Genomic DNA, 21,521 nt, shown 5'->3' with positions numbered 1-21,521 from the left:
GCGTGAGCAACCTGTCTCTGGATTTTTCCCATAACGAGTTTCAACCCCTGGCCGCGCGCATGCGGCCTCGGACGCTGGCTGAATATATCGGACAGCAGCATCTGCTGGCTTCCGGCAAACCTTTGCCGCGCGCTATCGAAGCCGGACATCTGCATTCGATGATCCTCTGGGGGCCGCCAGGCACGGGTAAAACCACGCTGGCGGAGATTATTGGTCACTACGGCCAGGCTGACGTTGAGCGCATCTCCGCTGTTACCTCCGGCATCAAGGAAATTCGGGAGGCGATTGAGCGAGCGCGGCAAAGTCGTCATGCCGGACGGCGTACCATTCTGTTTGTTGATGAGGTTCATCGCTTTAATAAAAGCCAGCAGGATGCGTTTCTGCCGCACATTGAAGATGGCACTATCACTTTTATCGGTGCCACTACTGAGAATCCCTCATTTGAGCTAAATTCTGCATTGCTTTCCCGCGCGCGCGTTTATCTGCTGAAGTCTCTGACCACTGAAGATATTGAGCAGGTCCTGGATCAGGCGATGAAAGATGGTGAGCGGGGCTACGGTAAGCAGAATATCATCCTGCCGGCTGATACCCGCAGGATGATAGCCGAGCTGGTAAATGGCGATGCTCGTCGTTCACTGAACACGCTGGAAATGATGGCCGATATGGCAGAAGCGGATAGCAAAGGCCAGCGTATCCTGACGCCACAACTGCTTACTGAAGTATCCGGCGAGCGGAGCGCCCGCTTCGATAATAAAGGCGATCGCTTTTACGACCTGATTTCAGCGCTACATAAATCGGTGCGCGGTTCCGCGCCTGACGCGGCACTTTACTGGTATGCACGAATCATTACGGCAGGCGGCGACCCGCTATATGTCGCGCGCCGCCTGTTAGCTATCGCTTCAGAAGATGTTGGCAATGCCGATCCCCGGGGTATGCAGGTAGCGATTTCCGCCTGGGATTGCTTTACCCGGGTTGGGCCAGCGGAAGGTGAACGAGCTATCGCCCAGGCTATCGTCTATCTGGCCTGCGCGCCGAAAAGCAACGCCGTCTATACCGCTTTTAAAGCGGCGATGCGTGATGCACGCGACAAGCCCGATTTTGATGTTCCCGAGCATCTACGCAACGCGCCAACGAAGCTAATGAAAGAGATGGGGCTGGGCGCAGAATATCGTTATGCGCACGATGAGCCCGGCGGTTATGCCGCAGGAGAGAACTATTTTCCGGCTGAAATGGCACAGACGCGTTATTACCAGCCAACCTCTCGCGGGCTGGAAGGGAAGATTGGTGAAAAGCTCGCCTGGCTTGCCGGACAGGATCAAAATAGCCCGACAAAACGCTATCGCTGACCCCCGCCTTGCGGTAAGGTTAGCAAGGAATTCAACGCATTCTCCGGGATGCGCCCATCTCTTTTTACTAATCACAGGACAAGCATGCTCGATCCCAATCTGCTGCGTAATGAGCCAGACGCAGTCGCTGAAAAACTGGCACGCCGGGGCTATAAGCTGGACGTTGATCTGCTGCGCTCGCATGAAGAACGCCGCAAGGTTTTGCAGGTCGAAACCGAAACGCTGCAGGCTGAACGCAATTCCCGATCCAAATCTATCGGGCAGGCCAAGGCGCGTGGGGAAGATATCGAGCCGTTACGTCAGGAAGTGAACGCGCTGGGCGAACGCCTGGACGCGGCCAAAGCGGAACTTGATGCGTTACAGAATGCCATTCGTGATGTGGCCCTGGCCATTCCTAATATCCCTGTTGACGAAGTGCCGCCAGGCAAGGACGACAGTGAAAATCAGGAAATCAGCCGCTGGGGCGAGCCGCGCAAGTATGATTTTGCGGTACGCGACCACGTGGAGCTGGGCGAGATGGCTGCCGGTCTGGATTTTGCCGTCGCCGCTAAGCTGACTGGTTCACGTTTTGTGGTAATGAAAGGGCAGATTGCCCTGATGCACCGCGCGCTTAGCCAGTTTATGCTGGATCTGCACACGGAACAGCACGGCTATCTGGAAACCTACGTTCCCTATCTGGTTAACCACGCAACGCTTTACGGAACGGGACAATTACCAAAATTTGGTGAAGATCTTTTCCATACGCGTCCACTGGAAGAAGAAGCTTCCGCCAGCGACTATGCGCTGATCCCAACGGCCGAAGTTCCTCTGACCAACCTGGTCCGTGACGAAATTCTGGAAGAAGAATCGCTGCCGCTGAAGTTTACCGCCCATACGCCATGCTTCCGTTCTGAAGCCGGCGCCTATGGTCGTGATACCCGCGGTCTGATTCGTATGCATCAGTTCGACAAAGTTGAAATGGTGCAGATTACCCGTCCGGAAGATTCCATGCAGGCGCTTGAAGAGCTGGTCGGCCATGCCGAAAAAGTTCTCCAGCTGCTTGAGCTGCCTTATCGTAAAGTGCTGCTCTGCACGGGCGATATGGGCTTTGGCGCATGTAAAACTTATGACCTGGAAGTCTGGTTACCGGCGCAGGATACCTATCGTGAGATCTCATCCTGTTCGAATATGGGTGATTTCCAGGCGCGCCGCATGCAGGCTCGCTGCCGCAGCAAAACCGAGAAGAAACCGCGTCTGGTCCATACGCTCAACGGTTCTGGCCTTGCTGTAGGCCGTACGCTGGTCGCGGTGCTGGAAAACTATCAGCAGGCGGACGGCCGTATTGCCGTGCCGGAGGTTCTGCGACCTTATATGAAAGGGCTTGAGTTTATCGGCTAGTTTCCCTTTCTGATAAAAAACCTGTGGCTTAACGGCCGCAGGTTTTTTTTATTTGTCGCGGTGTAACGCTGCCGCTTTAACGCCTGTCATATCCAGCAATAAATATAATCGATTAAAAATTCCTCTTTGTTTTATTTCCTTTTATTTCAATGATATAAATTTAATTTCAGCATTTTGAACATTATTTGGCTTTTTACGGATAAAAAAAATAAATCGGCCCACGGCAAATTGTGCTGTGGCCAAATTCAGGTCGTTGACTTTAATCCGGCTGGTGGCATTATTCGCGCAAAATCATCTCTCTTTTGGTCGTCTCCTGACTATGTCAACCTGGTCCCGTCCCGTTATTATGCTGCTCTGCGGTTTACTGCTGCTGACGATTTCTGTCGCCGTGCTGAATACGCTGGTGCCGCTCTGGCTTACGCACGATTTACTGCCTACCTGGCAGATTGGTGCCGTCAGCTCCGCTTATTTTACCGGCAACCTGGTCGGAACATTAATGGCGGGATGGCTAATTAAGAGGCTGGGCTTTAATCGGGCCTATTATATTGCGACAGCCTTATTCGCCCTGGCGACGGCCGCTATGGGTTTCGAACAGGGGTTCTGGATGTGGTCGATCTGGCGCTTCGTTGCCGGCATTGGCTGTGCGCTGATCTGGGTCGTCGTGGAAAGTGCTCTGTTATGTAGCGGCACGTTACGCAACCGGGGACGACTACTCGCTGCCTACATGATTGTTTACTACCTTGCGACGGTTATCGGCCAGCTGTTAGTCAGCAAGATTTCTACCGAACTGCTGCATACGCTGCCGTGGGTAACCGCTCTTATCGTTGCCGCTATTTTGCCGCTGGTTTTCACCCGAATTACGGCAAAAGGCGAGAGCGAAGAGGCTCCCGGACGGATGTGGTCCATGCTGCGCCGCCGCAGCGCCAGGCTGGGGATCAATGGCTGTATTATTTCCGGGATACTGCTTGGCTCGCTGTATGGATTAATGCCGCTCTATCTTTCTCATCAGGGTATGAGCGATGCAACAGTAGGCTACTGGATGGCTTTGATGGTCAGCGCAGGCATTATCGGCCAGTGGCCGGTTGGCCGTCTTGCGGATCGCTATGGCCGTCTGCTGGTGCTGCGCGTGCAGGTCTTTGGCGTGATTTTGGGCGCGCTGGCAATGCTCAGCAATGCCGCAATGGCACCAGCCTTGTTCGTGCTGGGCTGTGCCGGGTTTACGCTTTATCCGGTCGCTATGTCGTGGGCATGCGAGAAAGTGGCCCACCATGAGCTGGTCGCAATGAACCAGGCGCTGCTGCTGAGTTACACCACCGGCAGCCTGGCCGGACCAGCACTTACTTCTATGCTGATGCAAAGCTATTCCGACCGCGTGCTGTTTGTCACTATTGCTACGGTAGCGCTGGTTTATCTGGCTATGCTGCTACGTAAGGCCGACCGTCACGCTACGCCGATCGCCCATGCCTGATCGGCTTTGGTAGAGTGAGCGGGTTTCTTCCGCTCGCTAATACATTACCTTGTGGCCGTACTCTTCCAGGATATGCTTGACCCGCTCCATCGTTTCCGTCCTGGGAGGATGCACGCCGTCAAGCTTGTACTCTTCGCCCATCGCCAGCCATTTATGTTTACCCAATTCGTGATAGGGCAGCAGCTCTATTTTTTCTACATTGCCCATATCACGCGTAAATGCACCCAGCCGATGCGCCGAATCATCGTCATCGGAATAACCGGGCACCACGACAAAGCGTATCCAGGTACGAATATTCTTTTTGGCAAGATAGCGAGCAAAATCCATAGTGCGATGGTTAGAGACGCCAACCAGAATCTGATGGATGTCATCGTTTATCTGCTTTAAATCCAGCATTACCAGGTCGGTTACTTCCAGCAGCTCATCAATCACCGGATCGTAACGACGCACAAAGCCGTTGGTATCCAGGCAGGTATTGATTCCTTCAGCACAGCAAGCGCGAAACCAGTCGCGCACGAACTCCGCCTGCAGAATGGCTTCGCCGCCGGAAGCGGTAACGCCGCCGCCCGATGCGTTCATAAAGTGGCGATAGGTCACCACTTCCTTCATTAGCTCTTCAACCGTAATCTCCTGACCGCCGTGGGTATCCCAGGTGTCACGGTTGTGGCAATAGAGGCAGCGCATCAGGCAGCCCTGAAAGAAGGTGATAAAGCGGATGCCGGGGCCGTCAACGGTCCCGCATGATTCAAACGAGTGGATACGGCCTTTTACTGACATTGCGATGTTTTCTCCACGGTAATCCCGCCTTCAGGCAGGGACGCAGTCTGCAGCTGCGTTAAGTCTTTTTTGCCAGCGACCCACAAGATGGCTGGCAAAACAGACTAAAAAAGCTCCGGCGAACCGGAGCTTTTACTCTTTACATGGTTTTAGTGAAGGTACGAGTAATCACATCCTGCTGTTGTTCTTTCGTCAGGGAGTTAAAACGCACCGCGTAACCTGAAACACGAATGGTCAGCTGAGGATATTTCTCTGGATCGTTCATCGCCTCCAGCAGCATCTCGCGGTTCATGACGTTGACATTCAGATGCTGCCCGCCTTCGATGCTGGATTCGTGATGGAAATAGCCATCCATCAGACCGGCAAGGTTAGCCTTACGGACATCATCATCTTTACCCAGGGCGTTAGGCACAATGGAGAAGGTGTAGGAGATACCATCTTTCGCATAGGCAAAAGGCAGTTTCGCTACGGATGTCAAAGAGGCGACAGCACCTTTCTGGTCACGTCCATGCATTGGGTTTGCGCCCGGGCCAAATGGTGCGCCTGCGCGGCGACCGTCTGGTGTATTACCTGTTTTTTTACCGTAAACCACGTTGGAGGTAATTGTCAGCACAGACTGCGTTGGTACCGCGTTGCGATAGGTCTGCAGCTGCTGAATTTTCTTCATAAAGCGTTCGACAAGGTCGCAGGCGATATCGTCCACGCGCGCATCATTATTACCAAACTGCGGATATTCACCCTCAATTTTGAAATCCACCGCCAGGCCATCTTCATCACGTAAAGGTGACACTTTAGCGTATTTGATAGCGGACAGTGAATCGGCAGCCACAGACAGACCGGCGATACCGCAGGCCATGGTGCGGTAAACGTCACGATCGTGCAGCGCCATCAGTGAAGCTTCGTAACTGTATTTGTCATGCATATAGTGAATGACGTTCAGGGCGGTTACATACTGTTTTGCCAGCCAGTCCATAAAGTGATCCATACGGCCCAGCACTTTGTCATAGTCCAGCACGTCGTCCATCATTGGCGCTTCTTTCGGGCCCACCTGCATTTTAAGCTTTTCATCCATGCCACCGTTAATGGCGTAAAGCATGGTTTTAGCGAGGTTGGCGCGTGCACCGAAGAACTGCATCTGTTTGCCCACGATCATTGGGCTAACGCAGCAGGCGATAGCGTAATCGTCGTTATTGAAATCCGGGCGCATCAAATCGTCATTTTCATACTGTACTGATGACGTATCGATAGAAACCTTGGCCGCAAATTTCTTAAAGTTCAGCGGCAGCTTTTCAGACCAGAGAATGGTCATATTAGGCTCAGGTGAGGGGCCCATCGTGTAAAGCGTATTCAGGAAGCGGAAGCTGTTTTTAGTGACCAGCGTACGCCCGTCAACGCCCATGCCTGCCAGTGACTCTGTCGCCCAGATAGGGTCGCCGGAGAAGAGTTCGTCATACTCTGGCGTGCGCAGGAAGCGAACCATACGCAGTTTCATTACCAGATGGTCAATCAGCTCCTGAGCGTCCTGCTCGGTGATTTTGCCAGCCTGCAGATCGCGTTCAATATAGATATCAAGGAACGTAGAAACGCGGCCAAACGACATTGCCGCGCCGTTTTGCGATTTGACCGCGGCCAGGTAACCAAAGTAGGTCCACTGTACGGCTTCCTGAGCGCTTTTCGCTGGTTCAGAAATATCGCAACCATATTTTGCAGCCATCTCTTTAATCTGCTGCAGCGCACGATGCTGATCGGCAATTTCTTCGCGCAGGCGGATAGTCGCTTCAAGGTTAACGCCATTTTCAAGATCGCTTTGCAGTGAAGTGAACTGAGCAAACTTGTCTTTCATCAGCCTGTCGATGCCGTAAAGGGCAACGCGACGATAGTCACCGATAATGCGGCCGCGACCATAAGCATCCGGCAGCCCGGTTAATACACCCGATTTACGGCAGCGCAGAATGTCGGGCGTATAAACATCGAAAACGCCCTGGTTATGTGTTTTACGGTATTCGGTAAAAACCTTTTTCAGGCCGGCATCCAGTTCGCGTCCGTAAACTTTACAGGAGCCTTCCACCATTTTGATGCCGCCAAAAGGGATCAGGGCGCGCTTAAGAGGCGCTTCAGTTTGTAAGCCAACAATGGTTTCCAGCTTGCGATCGATATAACCGGCGTCATGAGAGGTAATGGTGGAAGCCAGATCGGTATCAAAATCCACCGGCGCATGGGTACGGTTTTCCAGCTTAATGCCTTCCATCACCTTATCCCACAGGGCCGTGGTTGCCGGTGTCGCGCCACTCAAAAATGCTTCGTCACCTTCATAGGGAGTATAGTTTTTTTGAATGAAGTCACGGACGTTGATGCTGTTCTGCCATTCGCCTTGTGCAAAGCCTGCCCAGGCAGCTGCCTGGTTTACATTTTGCTCGCTCATGTGATCACCTTTTAAATGAAGTTCTTTTATTCCTGCTGCCTGGCAGCAAGGTCAAATCCTGTTGCTGGCAATCAGTGATGATCGCCGTCCCGCAAATAGATAACCCAGTACGTCAGGCCGACCAGCAGCCCACCGCCGATAATATTGCCGAGGGTGACGGGGATAAGATTATCGATAATAAAATTAATGACCGTCAGATCTGAAAAGTGTGCCGCTGTTGTCCCGGTGGCTTGCCAGAAAGCTGGCGAAGCGAAGTCTTTGATAACGATAGCCATGGGGATCATGAACATATTGGCAATGCTGTGCTCAAACCCGCTGGCAACGAACATGGCAACCGGCAACACCATAGCCAACATTTTGTCCGTCAGGCTGCGCCCGGAATAGCTCATCCAGACCGCCATGCATACCATCAGGTTTGCGAGCGTGCCGAGACAGACGGCTTCAAGAAAAGTATGGTGCATTTTATGGTCAGCCGTTTGCAGAACATTTAACCCCCATGCACCATTTGCCACCATATACTGGCCAGCAAACCAGATCAGCCCGACAAAAAACATCGCGCCAAAGAAATTCCCGATATAAACGTTAATCCAGTTACGGGCCAGCTGCCCCCACGTAATGCGTCCGCTGGCTTTCGCCACCATGGTCAGAACGGTCGAGGTAAACAAGTCTGCCCCGCACACCACCACCAGCATCAGCCCCAGAGAGAAGCACAGGCCGCCGATCAGTTTTGCCACGCCATACGGCATGGTTTCCGTGCCGGTGGTGGCAGTGATATAAAAAACAAAAGCGATGGAAATAAATACGCCCGCGGTGATAGCCAGAAAAAAAGTGGTAAAAGGGTGTTTTGCTGCTTTATAGACGCCCGCTTCTTCAGCGACTTTAGCCATTTCAGACGGCAGGAGTAAATCGAACGGATTGCCAGCTTTCACACTAACTTCTCCTGAAATTATTGAACGATGAAATAATAACAAAGGAGTACGGCAGGAAAATTGATATGGATCATATTGAAACGGTACATTGCCGTTCCGAACAGGGAAGAAAAGCTTATTTTTTTCTTAAATTATTGATAATAAAGCTTAAAATAAATTTTAAAGTAGCTATATATTTTTTAAGGCTCAATGGAGCGCGCCCGGCAACCTTACTCTACTATATCGGCGTTTTTTATTTTTGCAGAAATAATCCGGCAACCTTTTCTAATCTTAAATAAAATTAATATTTAAGTCTGGTTAAAGCTGGTCTTAAAAAGCCCGCCTGTTCTGGCGGGCTAAAAAATTATTTCCAGTAGCGACGCTTAGCCTGCTGCAGCTTCTCGTAGGCTGCGAGTAGCGCCTGATGCGCCGGGAACGCCAGCAAATCTTCATCCACGCTCTGCAAACCATAAAAAGGCGCTTCGCCGCTAATGGCAGCGGAAGCGGCATCTACGGCTTCCTGACCATACATACGGACAAATGCATGGTGATATTGCACAGGATCGCGTTCATCTTCCTGGCTTAGCAGCAGCAGCGTTTGCAGGCAGCGATAGTAGTTAGCCCGCTCTGGCGTAAAGATAGAAGCGTTGAATTCCATCGTCCACTCTGTCCAGATTAGCGCCTGATCGATATCACCGCCTGCCAGTGCCAGCATGGCTTTCAGTTCGCCAATACGCAGCGTATACCAGCCGTTATCTTTACCCGTTGCCAGGCCCAGCAATTCGCGTACGCGAGTAAAGTCATCGTGACCGTCTTCGTCCAGACGCTCGATCAGTGCAAGATAATCTTCTTTTTCCCACTGGCTGTCAGGCAGAGAAAGCAGCGTTTCTCGTAAATAGGCACCCATGCTGTTATTGGCCAGCAACAGATCTTCCGCAGGATAAATATCAGACATGCCGGGAACGATAATACGGCAGGCATAAACGTCAAGGTGTTGATAATCTGCGATATAAACTTCTTTATCTTCCGCGTTGAATATTGCCATCAGCGTGGCAAATTCTTCTTCGGTCGATCCGGCAAAGCTCCAGTCAACAAACGGATAGTCCGCGTCGTCTTTGAACATATCCCAGGAGATCAGGCCGCTGGAATCGATAAAGTGGGTTTCCAGGTTAGCGTGCTCAGCCACTTCTTCATCGTCAAAGGTCGGTGGGGTAAAGACATCCAGATCTTTCAGCCCACGTCCCTGAAGCAGTTCGGTTACGGTACGCTCCAGCGCTACGCCGAAGTCAGGGTGCGCGCCAAAGGAAGCGAAGCAGGTGCCGTTTTGCGGGTTGAACAAGACTACGCAGATCACCGGATAATTGCCGCCGAGCGAGGCATCATAAGAGAAGATCGGGAATCCTTCTGCTTCCAGCTTTTCAATCGATTCTACTACGCCCGGATAACGGTTAAGCACGTCCTGTGGAATCACGGGCAGGCTGATTGACTCGGCGATAATGCGGTTTTTGATATAGCGCTCGAAAACTTCGGACAGCCCCTGTACGCGCGCTTCGTTAGCGGTATTGCCCGCTGACATGCCGTTAGAAACATAGAGATTACCGATGATGTTCATCGGAATATAAACCGTCTCCTGGTCAGACTGACGCGTGAAGGGCAGGCCGCAAATACCGCGCGCGGCGTTACCAGACTGCAGATCGATTAAATCGCTGGCGTTCAGAGAGGCTTCCGGATCGTAAAAATCTTTCAGGCGCGGATCCAGAATGCCTTCCGGCAGGCTGTCGTCATCCGGTAACGGGAACCACTTTTCATTCGGATAATGGACAAAGTCGCCGTTAGCGATAGTGTTGCCTAACCAGAAATCTGCAAAAAAGTAGTTTGTTGACAGGCGCTCAAAATATTCACCCAGCGCAGAAGCCAGCGCCGCTTTTTTGCTGGCACCCTTGCCGTTAGTGAAGCAAAGCGGACAGTCACGGTCACGAATATGCACGGACCAGACGTGAGGAACCGGGTTCAACCAGGAAGCTTCTTCGATATTGAAGCCCAGATCCTGTAATTTTTGCTGGAAGCGTGAGATAGAGTCTTCCAGTGCGGCATCTTTGCCTGGAATATAGGTTTGCGTCATAGTGCCCACTCATTTTGGGTTGTGTCGAAAGCGCGCAATGATACGGGGTTTCCCGTAGGTTCGCTATGCGACGAAATGTTTTATCCCGGCTATTGTGGCATTTCCGCTCTCTGAGATCCGGTATGAAAATAACTCCGCTGGAAGGGCCTCACAAAATATCGCTTCTGTTGCAATTCACGCTACATACTGTTGCGGCACACGGCGCATAACTGGTCGGTTGACCTGATTAAACATTGCAGCGTCCGGATGGCAATGATAAAACCGATAGCAGAATCGATACCGATTGAACTGAAAGTGGTGAGGGGAAATGAGCCAGGTTTTCAATTTTAGCTCCGGTCCAGCAATGCTGCCGGTAGAAGTGCTACGTCGTGCCGAACAGGAACTCTGCAACTGGCGGGGGCTAGGTACCTCCGTTATGGAGATTAGCCATCGCAGTAAAGAGTTCACTCAGGTTGCGGTAGAAGCAGAAAGTGATTTTCGCGATCTGCTGAAAATCCCCTCAAATTACAAAGTATTGTTTTGCCACGGTGGCGCGCGCGCGCAGTTCGCGGCTATCCCTATGAATCTGCTGGGTGACCATACTACGGCGGATTATGCCGATGGCGGTTACTGGGCGCATAGCGCGGTAAAAGAAGCGGAGAAATACTGTAAGCCTAATGTTATTGACGTTAAGACTACCCTTGACGGGCTACGCGCGATTACTCCGATGAGCAGCTGGGCGCTTTCAGATGAAGCAGCCTATGTGCACTATTGCCCTAACGAAACGATCGATGGCGTAGCCATCAACGAAGAGCCAGATTTTGGTGATAAAGTTGCGGTAGCTGACCTGTCATCAACCATTCTTTCACGGCCTCTTGATATTAATCGCTACGGCGTACTTTACGCAGGCGCGCAGAAGAATATTGGTCCCGCTGGCTTAACGCTGGTGGTGGTACGTGAAGATTTGCTGGGCCATGCTCAGAAAGCGCTGCCGTCCATTCTTGACTACAAGGTGTTAAGCGAAAACGACTCTATGTTTAATACGCCGCCAACCTTTGCATGGTATCTTTCTGGCCTGGTGTTTAAGTGGCTGAAAGAGCAGGGCGGCGTGGCAGAGATGGACAAGCGTAATCAGGCTAAGGCCGATCTGCTTTATGGCGTTATTGATAACAGCGATTTTTATCGTAATGATGTCGCCATCGCGAACCGCTCACGCATGAATGTGCCTTTCCAGCTGGCGGACACGGCGCTGGATAAAGTTTTTCTTGAGGAATCCTTTGCCGCCGGTTTACACGCCCTAAAAGGCCACCGTGCGGTGGGCGGCATGCGCGCTTCAATTTACAACGCAATGCCGCTGGCAGGCGTAAAAGCGCTGACCGATTTTATGACGGATTTTGAACGTCGTCACGGTTAAGCCTTTTACCCGGTTTTGATACTGAAACCTCGCCATAGCGCGGGGTTTTATCGCATTTTATCTGGAGAATAAGTTTCACATGCAGGAATCCCTGACTTTACAACCTGTCGCGCTGGTAAACGGCACCGTTAACCTGCCTGGTTCAAAAAGCGTTTCCAACCGCGCTTTGTTGCTGGCAGCACTGGCAAAAGGTACTACTCGCCTGACTAACCTCCTGGACAGCGATGACGTGCGTCATATGCTTAACGCTTTGCAGGCACTGGGCGTAAGCTTTACGCTTTCTGAGAGCCGGACAGAGTGTGAAGTGGTTGGTCAGGGTGGCCCGTTACGGTCAGAACACCCGCTGGAGCTGTTTTTAGGCAATGCGGGCACCGCGATGCGCCCGCTGGCCGCTGCGCTTTGTCTGGGCGCTAACGATGTCGTACTGACAGGTGAGCCGCGGATGAAAGAGCGCCCGATTGGTCATCTGGTTGATGCACTGCGTCAGGGCGGCGCGCAGGTGGATTACCTTGAGCAGCAGGATTACCCGCCGCTGCATATTAAGGGCGGTTTCAGCGGCGGCAATATTGCTGTTGACGGTACGGTTTCAAGCCAGTTTTTAACCGCGCTGTTAATGACGGCTCCTCTGGCTCCCCAGAACACGACCATCACTATCAAAGGGGAACTGGTTTCTAAACCCTATATAGATATCACGCTTAATCTGATGCGGGCCTTTGGCGTGACGGTGGAAAACGATAATTACGGCGTATTTCATATCAAGGGCTGCCAGAATTACGTTTCGCCAGGCGATTACCTGGTGGAAGGCGATGCTTCTTCTGCCTCCTATTTCCTTGCCGCAGCCGCCATTAAAGGCGGTACGGTTAAAGTCACGGGGATTGGCCGCGGCAGCATGCAGGGCGATATCCGCTTTGCTGACGTGCTGGAAAAAATGGGCGCGGTTATTGAATGGGGCGACGACTATATCGCCTGTACGCGCGGCGACCTGAACGCTATCGATCTGGATATGAATCATATTCCTGATGCCGCAATGACTATTGCTACCGCTGCGCTGTTTGCCAAAGGCACCACGGTAATGCGCAATATTTATAACTGGCGCGTAAAAGAGACGGACCGTCTGGCCGCCATGGCGACCGAACTTCGTAAGGTTGGTGCGGAAGTAGAAGAAGGGCACGATTACATTCGCGTAACGCCACCTGAAACGCTGACGTATGCCGAAATCGGCACCTATAACGATCATCGTATGGCAATGTGTTTCTCGCTGGTGGCGCTGTCTGATACGCCTGTTACTATCCTCGATCCAAAATGCACCGCCAAGACTTTCCCTGACTATTTCGAGCAGCTTGCTCGTCTTAGCCAGCCCGCATAAGTTAGCCATCCCGCTGCATTCTGGTGCAGCGGGATGCGAGCTATCTCACGCTCTGAAGATCTGTTTTTTTGTTTAATCCTCATTCGCCTGTCGATTAATTTCAGCACGTCTATGCTTAAGGGGTAACGATCGGGGCTTTAGCCGCGTATAATATGCGTCGAAATTTGCCTGAGCAGGTTAGACAGGCATTCCACCGACAGGAGAACGACATGACGCCTATAGCCCAGGTGATCACTATTGATGGTCCAGGCGGTGCCGGTAAGGGAACCTTGTGCAAAGCCATGGCTGAAGCGCTTAACTGGCATCTACTGGATTCAGGCGCTATTTATCGCGTGCTGGCGCTGGCCGCATTGCATCATCATGTAGATATCACCTCTGAAGAAGCGCTGGTTCCGATCGCCGCGCATCTTGATGTTCGCTTTGTTTCAAAAGACGGCGAGATGGAAGTGATCCTTGAGGGTGAAAACGTCTCCAGCGAAATTCGTACTCAGGACGTCAGCAATACGGCTTCAAAAGTTGCCGCTTTCCCTCGAGTGCGGGAAGCGTTACTGCGTCGCCAGCGCGGATTTCGCGAGGCGCCAGGGCTAATAGCGGATGGCCGCGATATGGGAACCGTCGTGTTTCCGGATGCCGCCGTGAAAATTTTCCTGGACGCCAGCTCTGAAGAGCGAGCCCATCGTCGTATGCTACAGTTGCAGGAGAAAGGCTTTAGTGTTAACTTTGAACGCCTTTTATCCGAGATAAAAGAGCGCGATGAGCGTGACCGTAACCGTGCGATTGCACCGTTAAAGCCAGCAGAAGATGCGCTGGTACTGGATTCAACCAGTATGTCAATTGAGCAAGTGATTGAAAAAGCTTTAAATTATGCCAGAGAAAAGCTGTCACTGCCGTAAGCCTCGCGATAACTGATTTTTTTAACCCTTTGATATGGACGTCATGGGGCATGTGAAACAACCCCATCCGGCAGGAAGTCAGATGGACGTTAAATTGAAGAATCCTGAAGATTATCAATATGACTGAATCTTTTGCTCAACTATTTGAAGAATCCTTAAAAACAATCGAAACCCGCCCGGGTTCCATCGTTCGTGGCGTTGTTGTCTCTATCGACAAAGACGTAGTTCTGGTTGATGCGGGTCTGAAATCTGAATCTGCAATTCCTGCAGAGCAGTTCAAGAACGCAGCCGGCGAACTGGAAATCCAGGTAGGCGACGAAGTTGACGTTGCTCTGGACGCAGTAGAAGACGGCTTCGGTGAAACCCTGCTGTCCCGTGAGAAAGCTAAGCGTCACGAAGCATGGATCACGCTGGAAAAAGCTTACGAAGATGCTGAAACTGTTACCGGTGTTATCAACGGCAAAGTGAAAGGTGGCTTCACAGTTGAGCTGAACGGTATTCGTGCGTTCCTGCCAGGTTCACTGGTAGATGTGCGTCCGGTGCGCGACACGCTGCACCTGGAAGGCAAAGAGCTTGAGTTCAAAGTAATCAAGCTGGATCAGAAACGTAACAACGTGGTGGTTTCACGTCGTGCGGTTATCGAATCCGAAAACAGCGCAGAGCGCGATCAGCTGCTGGAAAACCTGCAGGAAGGCATGGAAGTTAAAGGTATCGTTAAGAACCTGACTGACTACGGTGCATTCGTTGATCTGGGCGGCGTTGACGGCCTGCTGCACATCACTGACATGGCATGGAAACGCGTTAAGCATCCAAGCGAAATTGTCAACGTGGGCGACGAAATCACTGTTAAAGTGCTGAAATTCGACCGCGAGCGTACCCGCGTTTCTCTGGGCCTGAAACAGCTGGGCGAAGATCCATGGGTCGCTATCGCTAAGCGTTACCCGGAAGGTACTCGTCTGACTGGCCGCGTGACCAACCTGACCGACTACGGCTGCTTCGTTGAAATCGAAGAAGGCGTTGAAGGCCTGGTACACGTGTCAGAAATGGACTGGACCAACAAAAACATTCATCCGTCTAAAGTTGTTAACGTTGGCGATGTTGTTGAAGTTATGGTTCTGGACATCGACGAAGAACGTCGTCGTATCTCCCTGGGTCTGAAGCAGTGCAAATCTAACCCATGGCAGCAGTTTGCAGAAACCCACAACAAGGGCGACCGCGTTGAAGGTAAAATCAAGTCAATCACTGACTTCGGTATCTTCATCGGCCTGGACGGCGGTATCGACGGCCTGGTTCACCTGTCTGACATCTCCTGGAACGCTACCGGAGAAGAAGCAGTTCGTGAATACAAGAAAGGCGACGAAATCGCAGCCGTGGTTCTGCAGGTTGACGCAGAGCGCGAGCGTATCTCCCTGGGCGTTAAGCAGCTGGCAGAAGATCCGTTCAACAACTACATCTCTCTGAACAAGAAAGGTGCCATTGTTAACGGTAAAGTAACTGCAGTTGACGCTAAAGGTGCTACAGTTGAACTGGCTGACGGCGTTGAAGGTTACCTGCGTGCTTCTGAAGCATCTATCGACCGCGTAGAAGACGCAACTCTGGTTCTGAACGTTGGCGACGATGTTGAAGCCAAGTTCACCGGCGTTGACCGTAAAAACCGCGTTGTTAGCCTGTCTGTTCGTGCAAAAGACCAGGCTGACGAGAAAGAAGCCATCAACACTGTTAACACCAAACAGGAAGAAGGCAACTTCTCTAACGCTATGGCTGAAGCGTTCAAAGCAGCTAAAGGCGAGTAATTGCGCTTGCATCAGGGCAGCTCTGCTGTCCTGAAGCCGTTACTGTCAGAGCTTTTTCCCACAGGGATTAACCGGAGGATTTATGACCAAGTCAGAACTGATTGAAAGACTTGCTGGCCAGCACTCTCATATTCCGGCGAAAGTCGTTGAGGATGCGGTAAAAGAGATGCTTGAACACATGGCCACTACGCTGGCGCAGGGTGAACGCATCGAAATCCGGGGCTTCGGCAGTTTTTCTTTGCACTACCGCGCACCTCGTACCGGACGCAACCCTAAAACGGGTGATAAAGTTGAGCTGGAAGGTAAATACGTTCCGCACTTCAAGCCCGGTAAAGAATTACGCGATCGCGCAAATATTTACGGCTAAAGCTTCCGCATTACACTGCAATAAAACGACACTTCGGTGTCGTTCTTTTTTGCTTTAAAAACAGGCTAACTGAAGCGTTTTGACTGCTGTTTTTAACTATCTGAACTTCTCTCGCATAAATACTGCAACCCGCTGTAATTCACTCCTTCTCTTTGCGCTATCTCTTCTGAAAGAGAAAAGTGCTGGCTGATTCATTTACCCAAGCCTTGCATACTCTTCGTTGTCGCTACAAAGGAGAGATGCTGATGGCTTACAGCCTGAGCCGACTGGCAGCAGGGATGATTACCGCAACGCTGCCGCTAATCTGGTTACCTTATTTGCCGGAGGCGCGCTATAACTGGGTGCCTGTAGTGCTGGCCGGGTTTTTAATTGCTGTTAAAAAAGGCAAAGAGGCCGCTATTTTTCTTATACTTTTTCTCTGGGCTCTGATGCCTGCTCAACGTCTTTTGCAGCAAACAACGTTCCTCTCTGCCGGGCCGGTGAACGCTACTGTCAGGATTAAGCAGTTACTGCCTCAGTCACAAAAAATCAAGGTGCGGATTGTCAGCGTGGGGGAAAAAAGGCTTTTTCCACCCGTTTATGCGTTAATCAATTCGCCTGAGATAAACCAGGCGTTTTGCGCCGGGCAGCGCTGGCAAATGACGCTTCGCCTGAGGCCGGTGCATGCCCGGCTTAACCAGGGCGGCTTTGATGCTCAACGTTTTGCGCTGGCTAACAGCACACCGCTAACGGGGAAAGCGCTGGCGTTAAATCCTGTCGATCTTAACTGTAGCTGGCGGGAAAGCATTATTCAGCGAAGCCAGAAACACCTTCAGACATTGCCCTGGCAGTCAGTGCTGCTCGCGCTGGCTTTTGGTGACCGAACTACGCTCAGCAGTGAGATAAAAACCGTACTGCGCGAAACCGGTACGGCGCATCTGATGGCCATATCGGGAATGCACATTGGCCTGGCCGCCAGCTCAGGCTGGCTGCTGGCGAGGATAATCCAGCTATTTTTCCGCAGCCACTGGATAGGCTATCGCTTTCCTCTGGGATGTGGTCTGGTACTGGCGTTAATCTATAGCTGGCTATCCGGTGGGAGTCCGCCAGCTGTAAGGGCGATACTTGCCTTAACGATCTGGAGCCTGCTTCGCCTGACGGGCAAAAACTGCACCAGCGGACAGGTACTAAACATTGCTATTGGCACAATTCTCTTTTTCGATCCGCTAAGCGTGCTATCAGACAGCCTGTGGTTATCCGCAACGGCAGTGGCAAGCCTGCTGCTCTGGTATCACTGGTTTCCTCTGGCTGGCCGCTTTTCAAAAGAAAAGAAATGGCTGTTATTACGGCTGCTTCACCTGCAGCTCGGTCTTTTTGTCCTGTTAATGCCGCTACAGATCTTCATTTTCCACGGCATCAGCGTAAGCGCATTGCTGGCAAATTTGTGGGCAGTACCGTTAGTGACTTTATTAACGGTCCCGCTACTGCTTGGCGCAATCCTGCTGCTTCCTTGCGCGCCGCTGAGCCAGTTTTTATGGTGGCTGGCAGACTGCTCGCTTGCACTGGTATTCAAACCGCTATTTTTATTGCCAAAAGGCTGGATTGGCGTAAGCGAACAGGTTTTATGGCTGAGCCTGTTCTGCTTGCTGATGATGGCAGTTTGCCGTTTTCACTGGTGGCATAGTTCACCTCTGACCGTGGTTAGTTTCTGTCTGGCTTTGTTGTGCTGGCGGCTAAATATTAAAGAACCTGAATGGCGCCTGGACATGCTGGATATTGGACACGGGCTAAGCATAGTCATTTCACAACGTGGTAAAGCGGTCATTTACGATACGGGCAACAGGTGGGGCAGTGGTGATGCCGCGCTCAGTCAGATAGTGCCCTGGCTACGCTGGCAAAGGCTGACCGTACAGCAGATTATTTTAAGCCATGGCCATCTCGATCATATCGGTGGCCTTAACAGCCTGCGCGCTAATTTTCCTGCGGCGACCATCCGTAGCGGATTAAACCTGCCCGGACATCTGCCTTGTCAGAAAAACCTCAGCTGGCGCTGGCAAAGCCTGACGTTTAAAGTCCTGTGGCCGCAAAAGATGACGATACCCAGCGGCAATAACCAATCCTGCGTCATTCTGGTCTCCGATGGTAAGAGGAAAATCTTGCTGACGGGCGATATTGAAACGCCAGCCGAGCTGAAACTGGTCAGTTTTTATGGTGATAGATTGCGAGCCGATATCATTCAGGTACCCCATCATGGTAGCGGCACATCCTCTTCGCCGCCGCTGCTCAGAAAAGTCGCAGGTAGCGTCGCGTTGGCCTCCGCCACGCGCTATAACGCATGGAAATTGCCTGCTAAACGTATTATCACACGCTATCAGGAAAACCATTATCGCTGGTACGACACCGCCGCCGATGGACAAATAGCCCTTGAATTTTATAGAGAAAACTGGCGTGTTTTAACCTACAGAGCGCAAATAATGCCCCGCTGGTACCATCAGTGGTTTGGCGTAACCCGTTATTCCAGGTAGAATGAGCGGCTATTTCAATTAGAAGCTGGTTAACTAATGCATCAGGACAAAGATCTCTCCACCTGGCAGACATTCCGACGCCTCTGGCCGATGATCAAACCATTTAAAACGGGACTGGCAGTCTCTTCTGTCGCTCTTATCGTCAACGCAGCAGGTGATGTGCTGATGATGTCCTTGCTAAAACCGCTGCTGGATGACGGTTTCGGCAAAGCAGATTCTTCCGTACTGGTCTGGATGCCGCTGGCCGTAATCGGATTAATGTTGGTACGTGGCGTCTCCAGCTACATCTCCAGCTACTGTATTTCATGGGTTTCTGGCAACGTGGTGATGTCGATGCGCCGCCGTCTGTTTAGCCATATGATGGGCATGCCGGTCGCCTTCTTCGATCAGCAATCTACCGGCACACTGCTGTCGCGAATCACCTATGATTCGGAGCAGGTGGCCTCATCCTCTTCCAGCGCGCTGGTCACCGTGGTGCGTGAAGGTGCATCAATTATCGGTCTGTTTATCATGATGTTTTACTACAGCTGGCAGCTGTCGGTCATCCTGATTTTACTGGCACCGGTGGTTTCTTTCGCTATTCGCACCGTGTCAAAACGCTTCCGTAGCATCAGTAAAAACATGCAGAACACTATGGGGCAGGTGACCACCAGTGCTGAGCAGATGCTAAAGGGCCATAAAGAAGTCCTGATTTTTGGCGGTCAGAAAATTGAGAGCCAGCGGTTTGACGTCGTCAGTAACCGCATGCGGCAGCAGGGCATGAAGCTGGTTTCCGCTTCCTCCGTCTCCGATCCTGTTATCCAGCTGATCGCTTCGCTGGCGCTGGCTTTTGTCCTTTATGCCGCGAGTTTCCCAAGCGTGATGGCGACCTTAACCGCCGGTACTATTACCGTGGTGTTTTCATCAATGATCGCGCTTATGCGACCGCTGAAATCCCTGACCAACGTCAACGCGCAGTTCCAGCGCGGTATGGCGGCCTGTCAGACGCTGTTTTCCATTCTGGATAGCGAGCAGGAAACGGATACCGGTACCCGGGTAATCGAACGCGTTCGCGGTGATGTTGAGTTCCGTAACGTGACCTTCACCTACCCCGGGCGTGAAACGCCGGCGCTGCATAACATCAATTTGTCTATCCCGGCAGGGAGAACGGTGGCGCTGGTAGGACGTTCTGGCTCGGGGAAATCAACCATTGCCAGCCTGATGACGCGTTTTTACGACATTCAGCAGGGCGAAATCCTGATGGATGGGCATGATTTACGTGAATACACGCTCAGTTCGTTACGTAATCAGGTCGCGCTGGTTTCGCAAAATGTTCATCTCTTTAACGATACCGTGGCCAATAACATTGCCTATGCGCGCAACGAGCAATACAGCCGTGAAGATATCGAAAAAGCGGCGACCATGGCGCACGCGATGGATTTCATTAACAAAATGGATAACGGGCTGGATACGGTCATCGGTGAAAACGGCGTGCTGCTCTCGGGCGGACAGCGCCAGCGCATTGCGATTGCACGCGCGCTGCTGCGAGACTGCCCAATCCTTATTCTTGATGAGGCAACGTCTGCGCTGGATACCGAATCAGAGCGGGCCATTCAGTCAGCGCTGGACGAGCTGCAGAAAAACCGTACCTCGCTGGTGATCGCTCACCGTCTTTCCACTATTGAAAAAGCCGATGAAATTGTGGTGGTGGAAGATGGGCATATCGTAGAGCGCGGCAGTCATGCCGAGCTGCTGGCGCATAAAGGCGCCTACGCTCAGCTGCACAAAATGCAGTTTGGTAATGATTGAACGCCTCTGGAGCGGCCGGTCAGCGCTATGGCGACTGCTGCTGCCGCTCAGCTGGCTGTACGGATTAATCAGCCAGCTGCTGCGCTATAGCTACGTTTGGGGCTGGCGTAAAGCCTGGCAAGCGCCTGTGCCTGTAGTCGTTGTGGGTAATCTGACCGCGGGCGGCAACGGTAAAACGCCGGTGGTTATCTGGCTGGTGCAGGCGCTGCAGCAGCGTGGTTTACGCCCTGGCGTGGTCTCCCGAGGCTACGGCGGTAAAGCTGAAACCTATCCGTTAAGGCTTAATGAGCAGACAACCACGCGCGAAGCAGGGGATGAACCGGTACTGATTTATCAGCGAACCGGCGCGGCGGTCGCCGTTTCTCCCCGGCGCAAAGAGGCCGTGCAGGCATTGCTGAGCCAGAACGATATTGACATCATTATTACCGACGATGGCCTGCAGCATTATGCGCTGGCGAGGGATTTTGAAATCGTGGTGGTTGATGGCCAGCGTCGTTTTGGCAATGGCTGGTGGTTGCCGGCAGGCCCAATGCGCGAACGGGCTTCACGGTTGCAAAGCGTGGATGCCGTGATTACCAATGGCGGCAACGCGCATGCAGGTGAAATACCTATGCAGCTGGCACCGGGTTTCGCGGTCAATCTGCTGACTCGCCAGACTTTGCCTTTAACCTCTCTGGTAAACGTGGTCGCAATGGCCGGTATCGGTCATCCGCCTCGTTTTTTCGCTACGCTTCGCCAGCAGGGTATTGTGCCGGTTAAAGAGGTTCCCTTTGCCGATCATCAGGACTACAGCGCCGGGCAGCTGGCATCACTGGTCGATGAAGATCAGATTCTGTTAATGACTGAAAAAGATGCGGTGAAGGCGCGCGGTTTTGCCGCAGCAAACTGGTGGTATTTGCCGGTTGATGCCGAACTGCCAGTGACTCAGGGCAATGAGTTACTGGAGCGTATTGTGTCCCTTAAGTCACCGAAAAATCATTAAATCGCTAAACTGAAT

At 52.0% G+C, this 21,521-nt stretch carries 15 protein-coding genes and 1 pseudogene; 12 read left to right on the top strand and 4 right to left on the bottom strand.

All coding sequences use genetic code 11. The features are described 5' to 3' along the window. Positions 1-2: 2 nt before the first annotated feature. From ACMGGR_RS13860 to ACMGGR_RS13850, 3 genes are all read left to right on the top strand, one after another. Complete coding sequence (locus ACMGGR_RS13860) at positions 3-1,346, top strand: replication-associated recombination protein A (RefSeq protein WP_414147127.1); 1,344 nt, start codon at positions 3-5, stop codon at positions 1,344-1,346. 84 nt (positions 1,347-1,430) lie between these two features. Then, positions 1,431-2,723 carry a serine--tRNA ligase gene (gene serS, locus ACMGGR_RS13855; protein WP_246760532.1) on the top strand — a complete coding sequence of 431 codons (1,293 nt, stop codon included), beginning with the start codon at positions 1,431-1,433 and terminating at the stop codon, positions 2,721-2,723. 319 nt (positions 2,724-3,042) lie between these two features. Further along, the gene (locus tag ACMGGR_RS13850) at positions 3,043-4,191 is read left to right on the top strand and encodes an MFS transporter (RefSeq protein WP_414148965.1); all 1,149 of its coding nucleotides are present in this window, start codon (positions 3,043-3,045) and stop codon (positions 4,189-4,191) included. Between the two features lie 36 nt (positions 4,192-4,227). Here ACMGGR_RS13850 and pflA read toward each other — a convergent pair whose 3' ends face one another. The 3 genes from pflA to focA form a co-directional block, all read right to left on the bottom strand. After that, complete coding sequence (pflA, locus tag ACMGGR_RS13845; protein WP_414147126.1) at positions 4,228-4,968, bottom strand: pyruvate formate lyase 1-activating protein; 741 nt, start codon at positions 4,966-4,968, stop codon at positions 4,228-4,230. A 139-nt stretch (positions 4,969-5,107) separates the two neighbouring features. Beyond that, entirely contained in the window at positions 5,108-7,390 is a 2,283-nt protein-coding gene (gene pflB, locus ACMGGR_RS13840; protein ID WP_246760534.1) for a formate C-acetyltransferase, read from the bottom strand. Positions 7,391-7,461: 71 nt separating this feature from the next. Beyond that, the gene (focA, locus tag ACMGGR_RS13835; protein ID WP_246760535.1) at positions 7,462-8,319 is read right to left on the bottom strand and encodes a formate transporter FocA; all 858 of its coding nucleotides are present in this window, start codon (positions 8,317-8,319) and stop codon (positions 7,462-7,464) included. Positions 8,320-8,384: 65 nt separating this feature from the next. Here focA and ACMGGR_RS13830 point away from each other — a divergent pair, with 65 nt between their 5' ends. Next, a complete protein-coding gene (locus ACMGGR_RS13830; protein ID WP_414147125.1) occupies positions 8,385-8,597 on the top strand; it encodes a hypothetical protein in 213 nt (70 codons plus the stop codon). Positions 8,598-8,662: 65 nt separating this feature from the next. Here ACMGGR_RS13830 and ycaO read toward each other — a convergent pair whose 3' ends face one another. Beyond that, on the bottom strand, positions 8,663-10,420 hold the full coding sequence (gene ycaO / locus ACMGGR_RS13825) for a 30S ribosomal protein S12 methylthiotransferase accessory factor YcaO (protein ID WP_246760536.1): 1,758 nt from the start codon (positions 10,418-10,420) through the stop codon (positions 8,663-8,665). Positions 10,421-10,727: 307 nt separating this feature from the next. On the opposite strand from ycaO, the gene serC reads away from it, so the two are divergent. From serC to lpxK, 8 genes and pseudogenes are all read left to right on the top strand, one after another. Next, complete coding sequence (serC, locus tag ACMGGR_RS13820; protein ID WP_246760537.1) at positions 10,728-11,813, top strand: 3-phosphoserine/phosphohydroxythreonine transaminase; 1,086 nt, start codon at positions 10,728-10,730, stop codon at positions 11,811-11,813. Between the two features lie 79 nt (positions 11,814-11,892). Continuing rightward, a complete protein-coding gene (gene aroA / locus ACMGGR_RS13815; protein WP_414147124.1) occupies positions 11,893-13,179 on the top strand; it encodes a 3-phosphoshikimate 1-carboxyvinyltransferase in 1,287 nt (428 codons plus the stop codon). Positions 13,180-13,388: 209 nt separating this feature from the next. Next, positions 13,389-14,072, top strand: a complete 684-nt coding sequence (cmk, locus tag ACMGGR_RS13810; protein WP_246760539.1) for a (d)CMP kinase — start codon at positions 13,389-13,391, stop codon at positions 14,070-14,072. A 119-nt stretch (positions 14,073-14,191) separates the two neighbouring features. After that, the gene (rpsA, locus tag ACMGGR_RS13805) at positions 14,192-15,865 is read left to right on the top strand and encodes a 30S ribosomal protein S1 (protein ID WP_125288723.1); all 1,674 of its coding nucleotides are present in this window, start codon (positions 14,192-14,194) and stop codon (positions 15,863-15,865) included. Between the two features lie 61 nt (positions 15,866-15,926). Then, positions 15,927-16,232 (top strand): annotated as a pseudogene (gene ihfB, locus ACMGGR_RS13800) (integration host factor subunit beta); the annotation flags it as partial. 245 nt (positions 16,233-16,477) lie between these two features. Next, positions 16,478-18,736 (top strand): ComEC family protein, encoded by a 2,259-nt coding sequence (locus tag ACMGGR_RS13795; RefSeq protein ID WP_414147123.1) that lies wholly within the window; start codon positions 16,478-16,480, stop codon positions 18,734-18,736. 36 nt (positions 18,737-18,772) lie between these two features. Further along, complete coding sequence (gene msbA / locus ACMGGR_RS13790; RefSeq protein ID WP_414147122.1) at positions 18,773-20,524, top strand: lipid A ABC transporter ATP-binding protein/permease MsbA; 1,752 nt, start codon at positions 18,773-18,775, stop codon at positions 20,522-20,524. Then, positions 20,517-21,506, top strand: coding sequence for a tetraacyldisaccharide 4'-kinase (gene lpxK / locus ACMGGR_RS13785; protein ID WP_414147121.1), 990 nt, complete (start codon positions 20,517-20,519; stop codon positions 21,504-21,506). Before msbA ends, lpxK begins: the two co-directional genes overlap by 8 nt. The last annotated feature ends 15 nt before the right edge of the window (positions 21,507-21,521 follow it).

It is taken from the genome of Erwinia sp. BNK-24-b, assembly GCF_047456155.1.
GTDB lineage: Bacteria > Pseudomonadota > Gammaproteobacteria > Enterobacterales > Enterobacteriaceae > Erwinia > Erwinia phyllosphaerae.
This window is presented reverse-complemented; position numbering and strand designations above follow the sequence as displayed.